Genomic DNA, 15762 nt, shown 5'->3' with positions numbered 1-15762 from the left:
TCCGTACCCGGTTACGCCCTCAGACCAGACTTGCTACCTGATAATAGCTGGGCGAAACAGGGCCATAAACAAGGCTAAGCCGTCATTCCGGGGCGATACGCAGTATCGAACCCGGAATCTCGAGATTCCGGGTCTGGTCCTTCGGACCAGCCCGGAATGACGCAGGAATCCGACCGAAAGCGCACCACCATGTCCAAAGGCCTGATTGACCTGATTTCCATCCTCGATCTGGAGCCGCTCGAGGTGAACCTGTTCCGCGGCAACAGCCCGAAGACGAGTTGGCAGCGGGTGTTCGGCGGACAGGTGATCGGGCAGGCCATGGTCGCGGCATGCCGCACTGTCGAAGGCCGCCTGCCGCATTCGATCCATTGCTATTTCATCCTGCCCGGCGATCCGCAGATTCCGATCATCTACGAGGTCGAACGGCTGCGCGACGGCAAGAGCTATTCGACACGGCGCGTCACCGCGATCCAGCACGGCAATGCGATCTTCTCCATCATGGTTTCTTTTCATGCCGAGGAGGAAGGCGCTTTCGACCATCAGGACAAGATGCCGGACGTGCCGCCTCCGGAGAAACTCACCGCCGAGGAAGTGGCAAAGCAGCCGATGTTCCGGGAGATGCCGGAATTCATCCGCCGCTACTACGAATCCGACCGGCCGATCGAACTGCGCCCGGTCGAGCTCGGCCGCTATTTCGGCCAGAAGATCGACGACGGGCGCATCCATGTCTGGATCCGCACCGCGGCCAAGCTGCCCGACGATCCGGCGCTGCACATGTGCGCGCTGGCCTATGCGTCGGATTTCTCACTGCTTGACGCGGTGATGGCGCGCTACGGCCGCACGCTGTTCGACAAGCGCATGATGCCGGCGAGCCTCGACCACGCGATGTGGTTTCACCGGCCGTTCCGCGCCGACGAATGGCTGCTTTACGCGCAGGATTCGCCGAGCGCGCAGGACGGCCGCGGATTGACCCGCGGCCTGATCTTCAAGCCTGACGGCACGCTGGTGGCGTCGGTCGCCCAGGAAGGCTCGGTCCGCCAGCGCAAGTGAGTCACACCTTGTAGGGTGGGCAAAAGCCAACGGGTCGCGCGAATGCGCGCCCGATGACAGGCTCCGCGTGCCCACCATCGCGAAATGCGCGTGAGAATGGGGATGGTGGGCACTGCGCAATTGCGCCTTTGCCCACCCTACAAATTCCACGCTAACGGCAGCGCGACCTCTTACGCGTTCGCCAGCGTTCCGCGCTCGGCCAGCGCGAATTGCGACGCGTACCAGCGAGCGTACCAGGCCAGCATCCACGGGATCGGAATGATGAAGATGCAGGCGATCACGAACACGATGGTTCGCCACAGCACTTCCAGTCCGGACGCGGTGAAGATGACTTCGCGCTGTGTGCCGTCGATGTTGCGGCAGATCCAGCGCATCCAGGCCGTGACCACCCAGGCCCAGCCGACGATGGTAATGAAGGATACATACAACAGCACATGCCAGCCGACATAACCCAACGCGCTGCCGTTGAAGGCGATCGGAAGCGGCTGGTCGTTGGAGCTCAGGTTGGAAGCGATCCAGCGAATGACCATCCAGGCCAGCACGGCCTGAATCGGGATCGAGAGGTATTGCAGGTAATAGAGGTCGGCCGAGCCCACATAGGTCAAAATGCCGATGGCGATGAAGACGTACCAGATGTCGAGGGGCTGGCCGGTGAAAGCAAGGTTCGGCCGGCCCGGCACGTAGAGCCGGGAAAAGATCCAGCGATAGAACCAGGTCGCAACCCAGGGCGCCGGAATCACCAGCACCATGCCGATGACGAATAACAGGCTGCGCCCGAGGAGTTCCCACAGCCCGACATCGATCGATAGCGCACCGCCGCCGTAACCTCCGGCTGCAGCCGTAGATGGGCCACCGGGTTGCGCGAACGCGGGCGGACCTGATCCGCCGGGTATCATCCCCGGAATCTCTCCTGCCCGCTGCCAGCCCGACATTCCCTCGGTCCATACCAGCGTATCCGCCCCGACCATGCCGCGGGTGATGAGGTCGCGAAGCTGGGACTCCGGATAAGGACCCTGTTGCTGTCCGTTGGCTGCATAAAACCACGATCGGTTCGACATTTTATTTCCTTGAGCCGTGGAAAATGGAGGTAGCCGGCGGGCGGCTGGGGGTGAAACCGCATTTTGGCGGACGTTACAGGTGCCTGTACAGTGATCGATGTCACCAGCTCGAAATGTTTTCCCCTTCTACCTGCAACTTTTTTGTGCCATTTGCCCAGAAAGATGCCAGATTTGCGTCGGCGGTCCGTCGTCGGGGCGCCCAGCCTGTCGCGTGCTCAAAAAATTCCCCAGAGAAATGAAGGCCTGACCATGAAGCTCGTCGTCGCGATCATCAAACCCTTCAAGCTTGACGAGGTACGCCAGGCGCTGACGGCCATCGGCGTCCACGGCATGACCGTGACGGAGGTCAAGGGCTACGGCCGCCAGAAGGGCCACACCGAAATCTATCGCGGCGCCGAGTATGTCGTGAACTTTCTGCCCAAGCTCCGAATCGAAATCGCGGTCGCCTCCGACGTTGCGGATAAAGCAGTCGAGGTCATTACCGCGAACGCGCGTACCGGGCAGATCGGCGACGGCAAGATCTTCGTCACGCCGATCGACCATGCGCTGAGAATCCGCACCGGCGAGACCGATAGCGACGCGCTCTGAGACATCACGGAATTCAAGGCGCGGCGGCAACGACGCTGAACGCGCGAAGCCAGGAAGCGGCAACGAAACGACAACAGGCCGGGGGATTTTTATGGGGGCACCATCGTATCGTGCAGCAGGCAATGCTGCGCTCATTATTCTTGCGGCGAGCTTCGCACTCGTCACGCCGGCTCAGGCCGAGACGTCCACCATCAACGCCGCCGACACCGCGTGGATGATCGTCGCCACCGCGCTGGTGCTGATGATGACGATACCGGGCCTGGCCCTGTTCTATTCCGGCATGGTGCGCAAGAAGAACGTGCTGGCGACCATGGCGCAAAGCCTCGCCGCCGTCGCGATCATCTCGATTCTCTGGGTGGCCTTCGGCTATTCGCTGGCCTTTGTCGGCGATGGCGCCTGGATCGGAACGCTCGATCGCTGGTTTCTGATCGGCATGACGATGGAGAGCGTCAATCCGGCGGCGAAGACGATTCCGGAAGCGCTTTTCATGCTGTACCAAATGACGTTTGCGATCATCACGGTGGCGCTGGTGGCGGGCGCGGTCGCGGACCGGATGCGGTTTTCAGCCTATCTCTTGTTCTCGGTCGGCTGGTTCATGTTCGTCTATGTGCCGCTCGCACATTGGGTCTGGGGCGGCGGATTCCTTGCCACCATGGGCGTGCTGGATTTCGCCGGCGGCCTCGTCGTGCATCTTTCCGCCGGTGTCGGCGGACTGGTTGCCGCGATGGTGATGGGCCGGCGTCACGGCTATGGCAGCGAGAACCTCGCGCCGTTCGACCTCTCGCTGGCCGTGATCGGCACCGGATTGTTGTGGGTCGGCTGGTTCGGCTTCAACGGCGGATCGGCGCTGGCCGCGAACTCGCGCGCCATCATGGCGATCACCGCGACGCACCTGGCCGCCTGCGCCGGCGCGCTGACCTGGGCCGCGATCGAATGGGCGACCCGGCGCAAACCATCGGTACTCGGCATGATCTCGGGCGCGATCGCGGGCCTCGGCACGATCACGCCGGCGTCAGGATTCGTCGCGCCGTGGCACGGCATCGTCATCGGCGTCGTCGCGGGAACGCTCTGCTTCTGGGCCTGCACCTGGCTCAAGCAGCGTTTCAAATATGACGACTCGCTCGACGTGTTCGGCGTTCATGGCATCGGGGGATTGACCGGCACATTGCTCGCCGGCGTCTTCGCGGTGAACGCGATCGGGGGCACTGCCGGCCTGATCGAGGGCAATGCTCAGCAGGTACTGACCCAGCTCTATGGCGTCGCGGTTACCCTCGTCTGGTCTGGCGGCATTACCTTTATCCTGCTCAAGCTGGTGGGCGTGTTCGCGCCCCTGCGGGTATCGCTGCAGCAGGAGCTGGAAGGCCTCGACATCTCGCAGCACGGCGAAGCCCTGCAATAGGCCACCCACCGGATTACCGTTTTCTTGCCCTGCTGCTGAGCACGATTTGCGTCGGCCATCAGGCCCTGCCCATGTTTTGAGCAGGACTGACTACGCTTTGGGCGCGACCGAATGGCGCGGGAAGATGCAATTCTCGCAGAGGGCGAAAAGGTCCGGATTCATAGTCTGTTAGGGAACGATCCCGATCTGGCACGGCATTTGATTCTAAGGGTCCCGGCTGTGCCCGCGTAGTGAACATCTCCGCGTGGTGAACCTCAGTCGAGACGCCCGGTCCGCCTGACCCGGGCCCAAGCGGGGACCAAGACCCATGAAAATTGTTATGGCGATCATCAAGCCATTCAAACTCGAAGAAGTCCGGGACGCCCTGACCGCCATTGGCGTTCACGGTCTCACGGTGACGGAAGTCAAAGGCTATGGCCGCCAGAAGGGCCATACGGAAATCTATCGTGGCGCCGAATACGCCGTGAGCTTCTTGCCCAAGATCAAGATCGAAGTCGCGGTAGCGTCGGACCAGGTCGACAAGACCATCGACGCCATCACATCGGCTGCCAAGACCGGACAGATCGGCGACGGCAAGATCTTCGTCATCAACCTCGACCATGCGGTACGCATCCGCACCGGCGAGGCAGATGCCGCGGCCCTCTGATTTCGCGCACAAACCTTACACTCAGGAGTAAAACCAAATGACGTTTAAACGTCCCTATAGCGCGGGACTGGCGGCCCTCGCAGTCGGCCTGTTCGCCGCGACCGCTGCCTACGCCGAGCCGACCGTCAACAAGGGAGACAACGCCTGGATGCTGACGTCGACAGTGCTGGTGCTGTTGATGACGATTCCGGGTCTGGCGCTGTTCTATGGCGGTCTCGTCCGTGCCAAGAACATGCTCTCGGTGCTGATGCAGGTTTTCTATACCGTCTGCATCGTTGTCCTGCTCTGGGCGCTCTACGGCTACAGCCTCGCCTTCACCGGCGGTTCCGACTTCATCGGCGGCTTCTCCAAGGCCTTCCTGATGGGCGTGACGACGGATTCGAAAGCGGCGACCTTCAGTGTCGACGCCAACATCAGCGAGCTCATCTACATCTGCTTCCAGATGACGTTTGCGGCGATAACCCCCGCCCTCATCGTCGGCGCCTTCGCCGAACGCATGAAGTTCGCGGCGGTCGCCCTGTTCGTCCCGCTCTGGGTCACGCTGATCTATCTCCCGATCGCGCATATGGTTTGGTATTGGCCCGGACCGGACCTGATCACGGATGCAGCCAAGGCTCTTGCCGCGGCGACTGACGGTGCGGCGAAAACTGCGGCGCAGGCCAAGCTCGACGAGATCAATGCCGACGCCGGCTGGATCTTCAAGAAAGGCGCTATCGACTTCGCGGGCGGCACCGTGGTGCACATCAACGCCGGCATCGCCGGTCTGGTCGGTGCGCTCCTGATCGGCAAGCGCGTCGGCTACGGCAAGGAGCTGATGGCTCCGCATTCCCTCACCATGACCATGATCGGCGCTTCGCTGCTTTGGGTCGGCTGGTTCGGCTTCAACGCCGGATCGAACCTCGAAGCCTCCGGCGGTGCCGCGCTCGCCATGACCAACTCCTTCGTTGCGACCGCAGCGGCGGCGATGTCCTGGATGTTCGCGGAATGGATCGTCAAAGGCCACCCTTCCGTGCTCGGCGCGTTGTCGGGCGCAGTGGCGGGCCTTGTAGCGGTCACGCCTGCGGCCGGCTTTGCGGGTCCGATGGGTGCGCTCGTGCTTGGCCTCGTGGTCGGCGTCGTCTGTCTGTTCTTCTGTACTGTGGTGAAGAACTCGCTCGGCTATGACGACTCGCTTGACGTGTTCGGCGTCCACTGCGTCGGCGGCATCGTCGGCGCGATCGGCACCGGCATCCTGGTGAATCCCGCACTCGGCGGCACTGGCGTCATGGATTACGTCGCCGGCAAGATCGCGGACTACGACTTCGTCGCGCAGATGACCTCGCAGCTCTGGGGCGTCTGCACCACGCTGGTGTGGTCCGGCATCGGCTCGGCGATCCTGTTCAAGGTCGTCGATGTCATCGTCGGGCTGCGTGTCAACGTCGAGACCGAGCGTGAAGGCCTCGACGTCACCGAGCACACCGAGCGCGCCTACAACATGTAAGCTCTCCCGGGTACGATCTCCTAAAGGGTCGCATCCACAACTCCGGTTCGGGCACATACCCGGCAATGCCCTGACCGTTGAGGGGCTCCAGCGCAAGCTGGAGCCCCTTTCTTTTTATGCTCCGCTATTGTTCCCGTTCCGGCGCGATCAGTTCGACCGTCGGGAAATAGGTTCGATAACGCCTTGCATCGCGTGTCAGCAGAGGTAGCTGTTCGACAGCGGCGTGAGCGCCAATGAAGAAGTCCGCCAGCACGCCGGTGCGAAGGTCCCCGGAGCCGCGATACCGCAGATAAGCCTTGCCCGCGAGGAAGAGCGCGGTGCGCGGGATCGCCGCCAGTTCGATGCCCAAATTGCGGAGCATCGCGTCCACGCCCTCGACCGTGGCGTAGCGCGTCGATATCTCGGCGTAGATGATATCATTGATGATAAGCGGCCCGGACGAGGCCGCTTGCTCAAGCCGTTGTTGCGACCAGTCCGCCCATATTTCACCGTCGGTGACGACATCCAGGAGGACGTTCGAATCGACGAGCGTCATTCCGGTTCGCCACGCAAGAGAGCCATCAGCTCGTCGGTCGTCATGCCTGGCCCAGCCGACCCTCGCGCTTTGGCAAACCTGCTAGGCGGCCGAGGCCCATCGGCTTTTTCGATCACCACACCACCATCGGCGCTGCGGCGGAAATCCACCTGGCTGCCAGGCTGAATCCCCAAATAGTCGCGGACACGTTTCGGAATGGTCACCTGGCCCTTGCTCGTAACTGTCGTCGCCATGGCAGAACTCCCGGAAGTAATACCCGCTCAAAATATGGTAATACTCTGCAAATTGTCCAGACCAGCCGATGGTTAATCGCGTCTTAACCTCGCCGTATCTATGGTGGTTTGTGGGTTTCCGGGGCTCGCTTAAGTCCTTTGACCGCTTTTGAAAGTGCTGGCGTTTCAGACATGGCAATGACCGCCTCTTCCGGCGTGGCGCAGGGCGCTGGCAGTGCAACCCCTGCCGGTCAGGCCGAACGCTCGCCGTTCTTGCGTACGACCGAGCTGCTGGCGCCCTACCAGCCGGCCAAGCCATTGATTACGCTGTCCCTCGGCGAACCGCAGCACCCGGTGCCCGACTTCGTCGGGCCGGTCCTGGCGAAACACATTGCTGAGTTCGGCCGCTATCCGCTTGCCAAGGGCATCGAGCCGTTCCGACGCGCCGCCGCCAACTGGCTTTCGACCCGGTTCCAGCTCCACCGCCCGATCGACCCCGAGAGCGAAATCCTGGTGCTGAACGGCAGCCGGGAAGGGCTGTTTTTCGCGGCGATCACTGCCGCTCGCTATGTTGGCCCGCGCAAGGGCAGGCCCGCGATCCTGATGCCCAACCCGTTCTATCCGGCCTATGGCGCAGGCGCCCGGGCCGCTGGTTGCGAACTGATCTACCTGCCGACCACGCGCGCCAACGGATTCCTGCCGGATCTCGATACGCTCGACGAGGCGACGCTGGCCCGAACCGTCGCGATGTTCATTGCCTCGCCCGCCAATCCGCAAGGCGCCGTCGCCTCGCGCGATTACTTCACACGGCTGAAGACCCTCGCCGACCGCTACGGCTTCATGATCCTGAGCGACGAGTGCTATTCGGAGATCTACACCAGGCAGGCGCCGGGCAGCGCCTTGGAATGCGCCGGGCCTGATTTCACCAACGTCGTTGCGTTCCAGTCGCTGTCGAAGCGCTCCAATCTGCCCGGCATGCGCGTCGGCTTTGCCGCCGGGGATGGCAAGTTCCTCGCTGCCTTCCACGAGTTTCGCAATGTCGCGGCGCCGCAAGTGCCGGTGCCGCTGCAACACGTCGCAGTCGCCGCCTATAGCGACGAGACCCACGTCGAAGAAAACCGCAGGCTTTATCGCATCAAATTCGATCTTGCCGACCAGATTCTCGGCAGCCGCTACGGCTATGTGCGGCCGGCGGGCGGCTTTTGCGTCTGGCTCGACGTATCCGAACGCGGTGGCGACGAAGCGGCGGCGGTGAAATTCTATCGCGATGCGGGCGTCCGCGTGATCCCGGGCAGCTATCTGTCGCGGCTGCAGCCTGACGGCTTCAATCCCGGCGCAGGCTACATCCGCCTGGCGCTGGTCTCCGATAGTGAATCAACGGCCGAGGCATTGCACCGGCTGGTCGAAATTCTGGATTAGTCGCAGGGCCCCAATGAGCATGCCAGCGATCGAACGTGTCATTCCCTTGGTCGGTCATCTGCCGGTCTCGATCCGCGAGGCCCTGGCGCGGCGGCTGCGCGAGCTTGCCGGCCTCAGCCTGATCGCGCTGTCCGGCGTGGCGGCGGCGGCGCTGATGACGTGGTCGGTGCAGGACCCAAGCTTGAGCCACGCGACCTCGCGCCCGATCCGCAACGTTCTCGGCTACCCCGGCGCAATCGGCGCCGATCTGTTGATGCAGATTCTCGGCCTCGGCGCGATCATGCTGATCCTGCCCGTCGCGGTGTGGGGCTGGCGCATGCTGACCCATCGCGCCTTCGACCGCGAAGCGCTGCGCCTTGGGTGCTGGATTCTATGCACGGTGATCGCGGCAGGCTTTGCAAGCTGCTGGCCGCATGGCGGCGCGTGGGCGCTGCCGACCGGGCTTGGCGGCGTCGTCGGCGACGCGCTGGTGCGTGCGCCCGCCGTCGTGTTCGGCCCGGTCGGCTTCACCTATCGCCTCGTGCTCGGCATCATCCTGTTTGCGGCGATGGCTGCGGCCTTTCTGTTTGCCTGCGGCTGGGGCTCGCGCCCGAAAGAGGAAGAGCTGACGCCGATCGAGGATGATGACGCGCCCTTCGTTGAAGAAGAGGACCGCAGTTCGGTATCGCTCGGATGGGTGTACCATGCCCTGATGAGCGCAAAGGCTCGGCTCGGATGGCTGATGGGCGTGGCCTACCGATCGCTGGTGTCGAGTTCGCCGCCGCCTCGCAAATCCTCGTTCGAACGTCAGGAACCGAGCCTCGGCGGCCGAGGCGCACCGGCATTGGCCCCACAGCAAGAGGAATTCGAGGACGAGGAAGAAGAGGAAGAGGAGGACGAGGAAGTCCCGGCCACCCGCGCTCCGCGCAAGAAGCCTGCACCGCGCGCAGCGGCGAAGAAATCCGACAAGTTCGAACTCCCTTCGGTCTCGATGCTGACGGCGCCGAAGGCGTCGGACCGGCAGCCGCTTAGCAAGGCCGAACTGGAGGCCAATTCGCGCGCGCTGGAAGGCGTGCTCGGCGATTTCGGCGTCCGCGGCGAGATCGTCAAGGCCAATCCCGGCCCGGTCGTGACGCTGTACGAACTCGAACCGGCGCCCGGTATCAAATCCTCGCGCGTCATCGGCCTTGCCGACGACATCGCGCGCTCGATGAGTGCGCTTTCGGCGCGCGTCGCCGTGGTTGCCGGCCGCAACGCCATCGGCATCGAGCTGCCAAATGCGCATCGTGAAAAAGTTTACCTGCGCGAATTGCTGACCACAAAGGACAGCAACGAGTCGACGGTGAAGTTGCCGCTCTGCCTCGGGAAAAACATCGGCGGCGAATCCATCATCATCGATCTGGCGCGTACGCCACACATGCTGATCGCGGGCACCACCGGCTCCGGCAAATCAGTCGCCATCAACACCATGATCCTCAGCCTGGTCTATCGCCTGAGGCCGGATCAGTGCCGCCTGATCATGGTCGACCCCAAGATGCTCGAGCTCTCCGTCTATGATGGCATCCCGCATTTGCTGACGCCGGTCGTGACCGATCCGAAGAAGGCGGTGGTGGCGCTGAAATGGGCCGTGCGCGAGATGGAGGAGCGCTACAAGAAAATGGCCAAGCTCGGTGTGCGCAACATCGACGGCTATAACCAGCGCCTCGTCGAAGCCAAGGCCAAGGGCGAGGAGCTGACGCGCACGGTGCACACCGGCTTCAACAAGGAAACCGGGAAGGCGATCTACGAGGAGGAAAAGCTCGAGCTCGAGCCGCTGCCCTATATCGTCATCATCGTCGACGAAATGGCCGACCTGATGATGGTGGCCGGCAAGGACATCGAAGGCGCGGTGCAGCGCCTGGCGCAGATGGCGCGCGCCGCCGGCCTGCACGTCATTCTCGCGACGCAGCGTCCGTCGGTCGACGTCATCACCGGCACCATCAAGGCTAACTTCCCGACTCGCATCGCCTTCCAGGTCACGTCGAAGATCGACAGCCGCACTATTCTTGGCGAGATGGGCGCCGAGCAACTGCTCGGCCAGGGCGACATGCTCTATATGGCCGGCGGCGGTCGCATCAGCCGCGTGCATGGACCATTCGCTTCAGACGAAGAAGTCGAGAAGGTGGTGCGTCACCTCAAGACGCAAGGCGCGCCCGAATATCTGGAGGCGGTCACCGCGGAGGAACCGAGCGAAGAAGACGGCGCGGTATTCGATTCCACCGGCATGGGCGGCGATGGTGGCGGCGACCTGTTCGCGCAGGCGGTTGCGATCGTCAAGCGCGACCGCAAGGCCTCGACCTCCTATATTCAGCGCCGGCTGCAAATCGGCTATAACCGCGCCGCCTCGCTGATGGAACGGATGGAACAGGAAGGCATCGTTGGCCAAGCGAACCATGCCGGCAAACGCGAAATTCTGGTCGAGGAGGAAGAGGGCGGATTCTAATGCGCCGAACGTGGATTCGGCGCAACGATTTTCACGGAAAAACGATATCTCCTTTGGTCGAAAGCGCGATAAACTGGCCGGCAGCGGGATGCCTCGTCGAATAGAGATCCGAAATATCTGATGACACAACAACCCACCCATCGCGGGCTGCGCTCCGGACTGGCCCTTTTGATCGCCACATCCATCGCTGGCTTCGCGACATCGGCTCTCTCGCAGACCGTGCCGGTTCCGAAGCCCGCGCCCAAGGCCCGCGACGGCAATGTGCAGATGAGCGCACAGGACAAGGTTCCGATGACCACCGGCGCGACCCAGGCGCCGCCGAATCCGGTGCTTCCGGACCCGCGCCGTAATGTCCCGGCCAATGTTTTTGCGACGTTCGATGCCAACCAGAAGGCGCAGGCTGCGCGGGTGAGTTCATATCTATCGTCGCTGCAGACGCTGGTCGGAAATTTCGTCCAGGTCGGCCCCGACGGCAGCAGGACCAAGGGCGATTTCTACATCCAGAAGCCGGGCAAGGTACGTTTCGAATATGACGACCCGAGTCCGATCGCGATTATCGCCGACGGTTCATCGCTGGCCGTGCGCGATCGCAAGCTCGCCACCCAGGACATCTATCCGCTGTCGCAAACGCCGCTGCGTTTCCTGCTGTCGGACCGGATCGATCTGTTGAAGGACACCAATGTCGTCAGCGTCACGGCCGATGACGTCTACATCAGCGTCACCATCGAGGAGAAGCAGGCCCTGATTGGCACCAGCCGGCTGATGCTGATGGTTGGCGTCAAGGACGGCCAGCTCAAGCAATGGACGGTGACCGACCCGCAAGGTTACGACACCACGGTTGCGGTCTACAATCTGGACTCGTCCAAGAAGGTCGATCCCGGCCTGTTCAAAATCGACTTCACCAACTACTTCACTCCAGCGAACTGAGCGTCGCTTTCCTCCATTCTTTCTGTGGAGAGGAGGAAATGCGCGTCATGAACCGTGGTAAGACACGGCTCCCATGCGTTTTTCCCTGACAACGTGGAATATCAATTCGGTGCGCCTACGCATCGATATCGTCGCCAAATTCCTCAAATCGGCGCGACCGGATGTGCTGTGCCTGCAGGAAACCAAATGCATCGACGACGCTTTTCCGCTGAAGCGGTTCAAGCGTCTTGGCTATGAGCATGTCGCACTGAACGGGCAGAAGGGCTATCACGGCGTCGCCATCATCTCGAAACTTCCCTTCGACACCACCGATATCAGAACCTTCTGCGAAAAGATCGATTCGCGGCATATTTCGGTGGCTTTCGGCGAGAAGGCCCAGCTTGCAAAGCCACTGGTGCTGCACAATTTCTACGTTCCGGCCGGCGGCGACATTCCCGATCCCGCGCTCAATCCGAAGTTTGATCACAAGCTGAAATTTCTCGACGAGATGAAGGCCTGCGAGCCGCTGCACCCGCGCGGCGACGACCGGCATATCCTGGTCGGCGACCTCAACGTTGCACCACATGAAAACGACGTGTGGTCGCACAAGCAGCTTCTGAAGGTCGTCTCGCACACGCCGATCGAATGCGAAAAGCTCCTGGCCGCGCAGGCCCATGGCGAATGGTTCGACGTCGCGCGCGAGCGGATCCCGCTTTCGGAAAAGGTCTATACGTGGTGGAGCTACCGCGCCGCCGACTGGACGGTCGGCGACCGTGGCCGTCGGCTCGACCACATCTGGGTCTCCCGCGCGCTGAAGGACGCTGTCAGCGATTTCAGGATCACCCGCGATGCCCGCGGCTGGGAGCGACCATCGGACCACGTTCCTGTCACGGTGACGCTGGAGGTGTAGGTTCTTCGTCGCCCCTGCGAACCGCAGGGCCCATAACCACAGGCTTCAGTTGGTGAAGAGGCCGCTGGCCCCAGGGGCAAATTGTGAGGCCGCGGCGTATGGGTCCAGGATAGCGCTCCTTCTGCACGCTTGTCCGGGGCGACGGAGCTCAAATACTCAGTTTCGCGCCCGCCATCAGAATGTCGCTGGCGAGCTGGCTGGTGCGGGTGGCGAGTTCGTCGCGCAAGCGGCGCGCCGCGGCGGGATCACTTTCGAGCACGCGCTGAAACAGGCTGCGTGACACCCGGATGACCGAGGAATGATCAAGCGCGACCGCGCTGGACGGTCGTTTCATGGCCACGATCAGCGCCAATTCGCCGATCAGGGCCCCCGGGCCCGCAACGACTTCAGCACCGCCGTCTTCGACGCGGAACGAACCGCGCTGAACGATGTAGCCTGCATCCGCGTCGTCGCCCGCATTGAACAGATAATCGCCAGATGAGAAATCGCGCTGCTCCGAACCGATTGCCAGCATGCGCAGCGCCGTCGTTCCCAACAGGCGTAATGTCGGGACCCGCTCAAGCAGGGCTACATCATCGTCGATCGACATGGACCGTTGACCGGGATGCGCGAAAACTACCAATCGTGGCTGCGAATCGTATCACGGTACCAGTTTGTAGCCACCGGCTTCCGTCACCAGGATTTCCGGGTTGGCCGCATCTTTCTCAATCTTCTGTCTGAGACGGTAGATATGCGTTTCCAGCGTGTGCGTGGTAACGCCGGAATTGTAGCCCCAGACTTCCTGCAGCAGCGTCTCGCGCGACACCGGCAATTGGCCGGCGCGATACAGGAAGCGCAGGATCGCGGTTTCCTTCTCGGTCAGCCGCACCTTTCTGGCGTTGGCGGCGGTCAGCATCTTGGAGCCGGGCCGGAAACTGTAAGGGCCGACGGAGAATACCGCGTCTTCGCTGGCCTCGTGCTGGCGGAGCTGCGCCCTGATTCGGGCGAGCAGGACGGCAAACCTGAACGGCTTGGCGACGTAGTCGTTGGCACCCGATTCGAGCCCCAAAATGGTATCCGAGTCGGTGTCGTGGCCAGTGAGCATGATAATTGGCGCCTTGAAGCCGCCCTTGCGAAGGCTGCGCACGACCTCCCTTCCATCCGTATCCGGCAGGCCGACATCCATCAGCACCAGATCGGGCGAATTGGCTTTGGCGGCGCTGGCGCCCTTGGCGCCGGTATCGACTGCGGAGGCCTCGAATTCCTCATGCAGCGACAATTGCTCCACCAACGTATCGCGCAGATCGGTGTCGTCATCCACGATCAGGATCTTGCGGGCATTGGGCATAGGATACGATCCTCTTGAGGCAGGCGGCGGACACAAGCGAGAGCGTCTCAAGCCGGGTCTTGGTCGATAACAACCTGATTCGCGGGCAAACTTCACAAGCAAGCCGGGTTATCAGGCACTGATTCGCATTGAGGTAGGAGATTGTTACAGTTTCACAAGCCGAACCGCAGTCTATCCCAAATTTGAGGCGCGTTTGGATGAATGTCCTGTAATGCCGCCAAATAGAGCAACTGCAGCAGGGCAAGCAACCCAGGATTCGGGCATTGGCATGGAAAGCAACGCCATTTCAATCACTTATCAGACAGGTGCGCGTGATCGGCCGCTGACGGCAATCCGGGTCCACAGGGCCGCCGGCGACCCCTGCCGGGGCTGGCTGACGGCGGACGGCTGGACCGTGCCGGTGGCACTTGGCCGCGGCGGCATCCTCGCTAACAAGCGGGAGGGCGACGGCGGCACTCCGCGAGGCACCTATCATCCGCTGCAATTGTGGTGGCGCGCCGACCGCCATCCCCGACCGCGGACCTATCTGCCGGTCCGGCCGATCCGGCCCGAAGATGCCTGGTGCGAGGACCCGCAGGACCGCCGTTATAACCAGCCAATCCGCCTGGTCCGGGATCAGGCTGGTGACCGGCTGACGCGCGAGGATCACCTCTACGACTTCATCGTCGAAATCGATCACAACAGCACGCCGCGAATTGCCGGCCGCGGCAGCGCCGTGTTCCTGCATCTGGCGCGAACCAATTTCTCGCCCACGGCGGGATGCGTCTCGATGACGAAATCCGCCATGCTGCGGCTGTTGCGGCGAATGGGTCCGCAGACGAAAATCATGATCGGCTGATGGGGAAGCAAAAGCAATGCTCGATAGCAACGCAATAACGGCCGCGTCAAAGATCCTGCACGACCACTGGCGCGCCGGCACCAAATTTTCCGGCCTCGACGAATCGCTGCGGCCGCGCGACCGCATTGAGGCCTACGCGATCCAGGCGGGACTCGAAAAATACTCGTCCGATAGCTTGTTCGGCTGGAAGATCGCGGCCACCAGCGAGGCCGGACAAAAGCACATCAACGTCGACGGCCCGATGGCTGGGCGCATTCTGGCCGAAACCATCATCCCCGACGGCGGAACGGCTTCGATGGCAGGCAACGAAATGCGCGTCGCCGAACCCGAATTCGCCTTTCGCATGCGCGTGGATCTGCCGGCGCGCTCCACGCCCTATACAATGCAGCAGGTTCTCGATGCGGTCGACACGCTGCATCCGGCCATCGAAATTCCGGATTCGCGGTTTGAGAATTTCGTTACCGCTGGCGCAGCCCAGATCATCGCCGACAACGCTTGCGCGCATCTGTTCGTGTTGGGGCCGGCGGCAACCGCCGACTGGCGTTCAATGGACCTCGTCGAGGAACGGCCGGTTGTCACGATGCGCGGCCAGCAGTTCGTTGGCCACGGCAAGAACGTATTGGGCGATCCCCGCATTGCGCTGACCTGGCTCGCCAACGAACTGCGCCAGCTTGGCGTGACGCTGAAAGCCGGCCGCGTCATCACCACCGGCACCTGTCATGCACCGCTGCCGATTCAGTCAGGCGATTTTTGCGCTGTCGATTTCGGCGCGCTGGGTAAGGTGTCGGTGGGGTTCGAATAAGCGTTGCTCACAATCGATGTCGTCCCTGCGAAGGCAGGGACCCATAACCACCATCGCTCGTTGGTACGGAAGGTAACTATTCCATCGCCTGACTGATAAGCCGCGGCGGCGTATGGTCCTGCGTTCGCAGG

Annotated in this window: 16 protein-coding genes; 11 read left to right on the top strand and 5 right to left on the bottom strand. The window is 62.3% G+C overall.

What is annotated here, in order from left to right; translation table 11 throughout:
- Window positions 1–189: 189 nt before the first annotated feature.
- Complete coding sequence (gene tesB, locus V1292_RS08380) at window positions 190–1050, top strand: acyl-CoA thioesterase II (protein ID WP_171578739.1); 861 nt, start codon at window positions 190–192, stop codon at window positions 1048–1050.
- Between the two features lie 170 nt (window positions 1051–1220).
- Here tesB and V1292_RS08375 read toward each other — a convergent pair whose 3' ends face one another.
- Complete coding sequence (locus V1292_RS08375) at window positions 1221–2108, bottom strand: DUF4339 domain-containing protein (RefSeq protein ID WP_334371717.1); 888 nt, start codon at window positions 2106–2108, stop codon at window positions 1221–1223.
- Between the two features lie 249 nt (window positions 2109–2357).
- Between V1292_RS08375 and V1292_RS08370 the strand changes: the two genes are divergently transcribed.
- The 4 genes from V1292_RS08370 (at window position 2358) to V1292_RS08355 (ending at window position 6221) form a co-directional block, all read left to right on the top strand.
- The gene (locus V1292_RS08370; RefSeq protein WP_028348351.1) at window positions 2358–2696 is read left to right on the top strand and encodes a P-II family nitrogen regulator; all 339 of its coding nucleotides are present in this window, start codon (window positions 2358–2360) and stop codon (window positions 2694–2696) included.
- 91 nt (window positions 2697–2787) lie between these two features.
- Window positions 2788–4095 (top strand): ammonium transporter, encoded by a 1308-nt coding sequence (locus V1292_RS08365; protein WP_334371716.1) that lies wholly within the window; start codon window positions 2788–2790, stop codon window positions 4093–4095.
- A 307-nt stretch (window positions 4096–4402) separates the two neighbouring features.
- Window positions 4403–4741, top strand: a complete 339-nt coding sequence (locus V1292_RS08360; protein ID WP_008142813.1) for a P-II family nitrogen regulator — start codon at window positions 4403–4405, stop codon at window positions 4739–4741.
- A 37-nt stretch (window positions 4742–4778) separates the two neighbouring features.
- On the top strand, window positions 4779–6221 hold the full coding sequence (locus tag V1292_RS08355) for an ammonium transporter (protein WP_334371714.1): 1443 nt from the start codon (window positions 4779–4781) through the stop codon (window positions 6219–6221).
- 124 nt (window positions 6222–6345) lie between these two features.
- On the opposite strand, the gene V1292_RS08350 is transcribed toward V1292_RS08355, so the two are convergent.
- Window positions 6346–6756, bottom strand: a complete 411-nt coding sequence (locus V1292_RS08350) for a type II toxin-antitoxin system VapC family toxin (protein ID WP_334371712.1) — start codon at window positions 6754–6756, stop codon at window positions 6346–6348.
- Window positions 6753–6989, bottom strand: coding sequence for an AbrB/MazE/SpoVT family DNA-binding domain-containing protein (locus tag V1292_RS08345; protein WP_057844908.1), 237 nt, complete (start codon window positions 6987–6989; stop codon window positions 6753–6755). The genes V1292_RS08350 and V1292_RS08345 overlap by 4 nt, the downstream gene beginning before the upstream one ends.
- 171 nt (window positions 6990–7160) lie before the next feature.
- On the opposite strand from V1292_RS08345, the gene V1292_RS08340 reads away from it, so the two are divergent.
- From V1292_RS08340 to V1292_RS08325, 4 genes are all read left to right on the top strand, one after another.
- Window positions 7161–8387 (top strand): aminotransferase class I/II-fold pyridoxal phosphate-dependent enzyme, encoded by a 1227-nt coding sequence (locus V1292_RS08340; RefSeq protein ID WP_334371709.1) that lies wholly within the window; start codon window positions 7161–7163, stop codon window positions 8385–8387.
- A 13-nt stretch (window positions 8388–8400) separates the two neighbouring features.
- The gene (locus V1292_RS08335; protein WP_334371707.1) at window positions 8401–10848 is read left to right on the top strand and encodes a DNA translocase FtsK; all 2448 of its coding nucleotides are present in this window, start codon (window positions 8401–8403) and stop codon (window positions 10846–10848) included.
- A 120-nt stretch (window positions 10849–10968) separates the two neighbouring features.
- A complete protein-coding gene (locus tag V1292_RS08330; RefSeq protein WP_334371705.1) occupies window positions 10969–11775 on the top strand; it encodes an outer membrane lipoprotein carrier protein LolA in 807 nt (268 codons plus the stop codon).
- A 73-nt stretch (window positions 11776–11848) separates the two neighbouring features.
- A complete protein-coding gene (locus V1292_RS08325) occupies window positions 11849–12664 on the top strand; it encodes an exodeoxyribonuclease III (protein WP_334371703.1) in 816 nt (271 codons plus the stop codon).
- 148 nt (window positions 12665–12812) lie between these two features.
- On the opposite strand, the gene V1292_RS08320 is transcribed toward V1292_RS08325, so the two are convergent.
- Both V1292_RS08320 and V1292_RS08315 read right to left on the bottom strand, forming a co-directional pair.
- Window positions 12813–13253 carry a cyclic nucleotide-binding domain-containing protein gene (locus tag V1292_RS08320; RefSeq protein WP_334371701.1) on the bottom strand — a complete coding sequence of 147 codons (441 nt, stop codon included), beginning with the start codon at window positions 13251–13253 and terminating at the stop codon, window positions 12813–12815.
- Between the two features lie 51 nt (window positions 13254–13304).
- Window positions 13305–13991: a response regulator transcription factor gene (locus V1292_RS08315; protein WP_028348340.1), complete on the bottom strand. Its 687-nt coding sequence runs from the start codon at window positions 13989–13991 to the stop codon at window positions 13305–13307.
- 268 nt (window positions 13992–14259) lie between these two features.
- On the opposite strand from V1292_RS08315, the gene V1292_RS08310 reads away from it, so the two are divergent.
- Entirely contained in the window at window positions 14260–14829 is a 570-nt protein-coding gene (locus V1292_RS08310; protein ID WP_334371699.1) for a L,D-transpeptidase family protein, read from the top strand.
- A gap of 16 nt (window positions 14830–14845) precedes the next feature.
- Window positions 14846–15631 carry a 2-keto-4-pentenoate hydratase gene (locus tag V1292_RS08305; RefSeq protein ID WP_334371698.1) on the top strand — a complete coding sequence of 262 codons (786 nt, stop codon included), beginning with the start codon at window positions 14846–14848 and terminating at the stop codon, window positions 15629–15631.
- The last annotated feature ends 131 nt before the right edge of the window (window positions 15632–15762 follow it).

Source organism: Bradyrhizobium sp. AZCC 1719, assembly GCF_036924525.1.
Taxonomy (GTDB): Bacteria; Pseudomonadota; Alphaproteobacteria; order Rhizobiales; family Xanthobacteraceae; genus Bradyrhizobium.
This window is presented reverse-complemented; position numbering and strand designations above follow the sequence as displayed.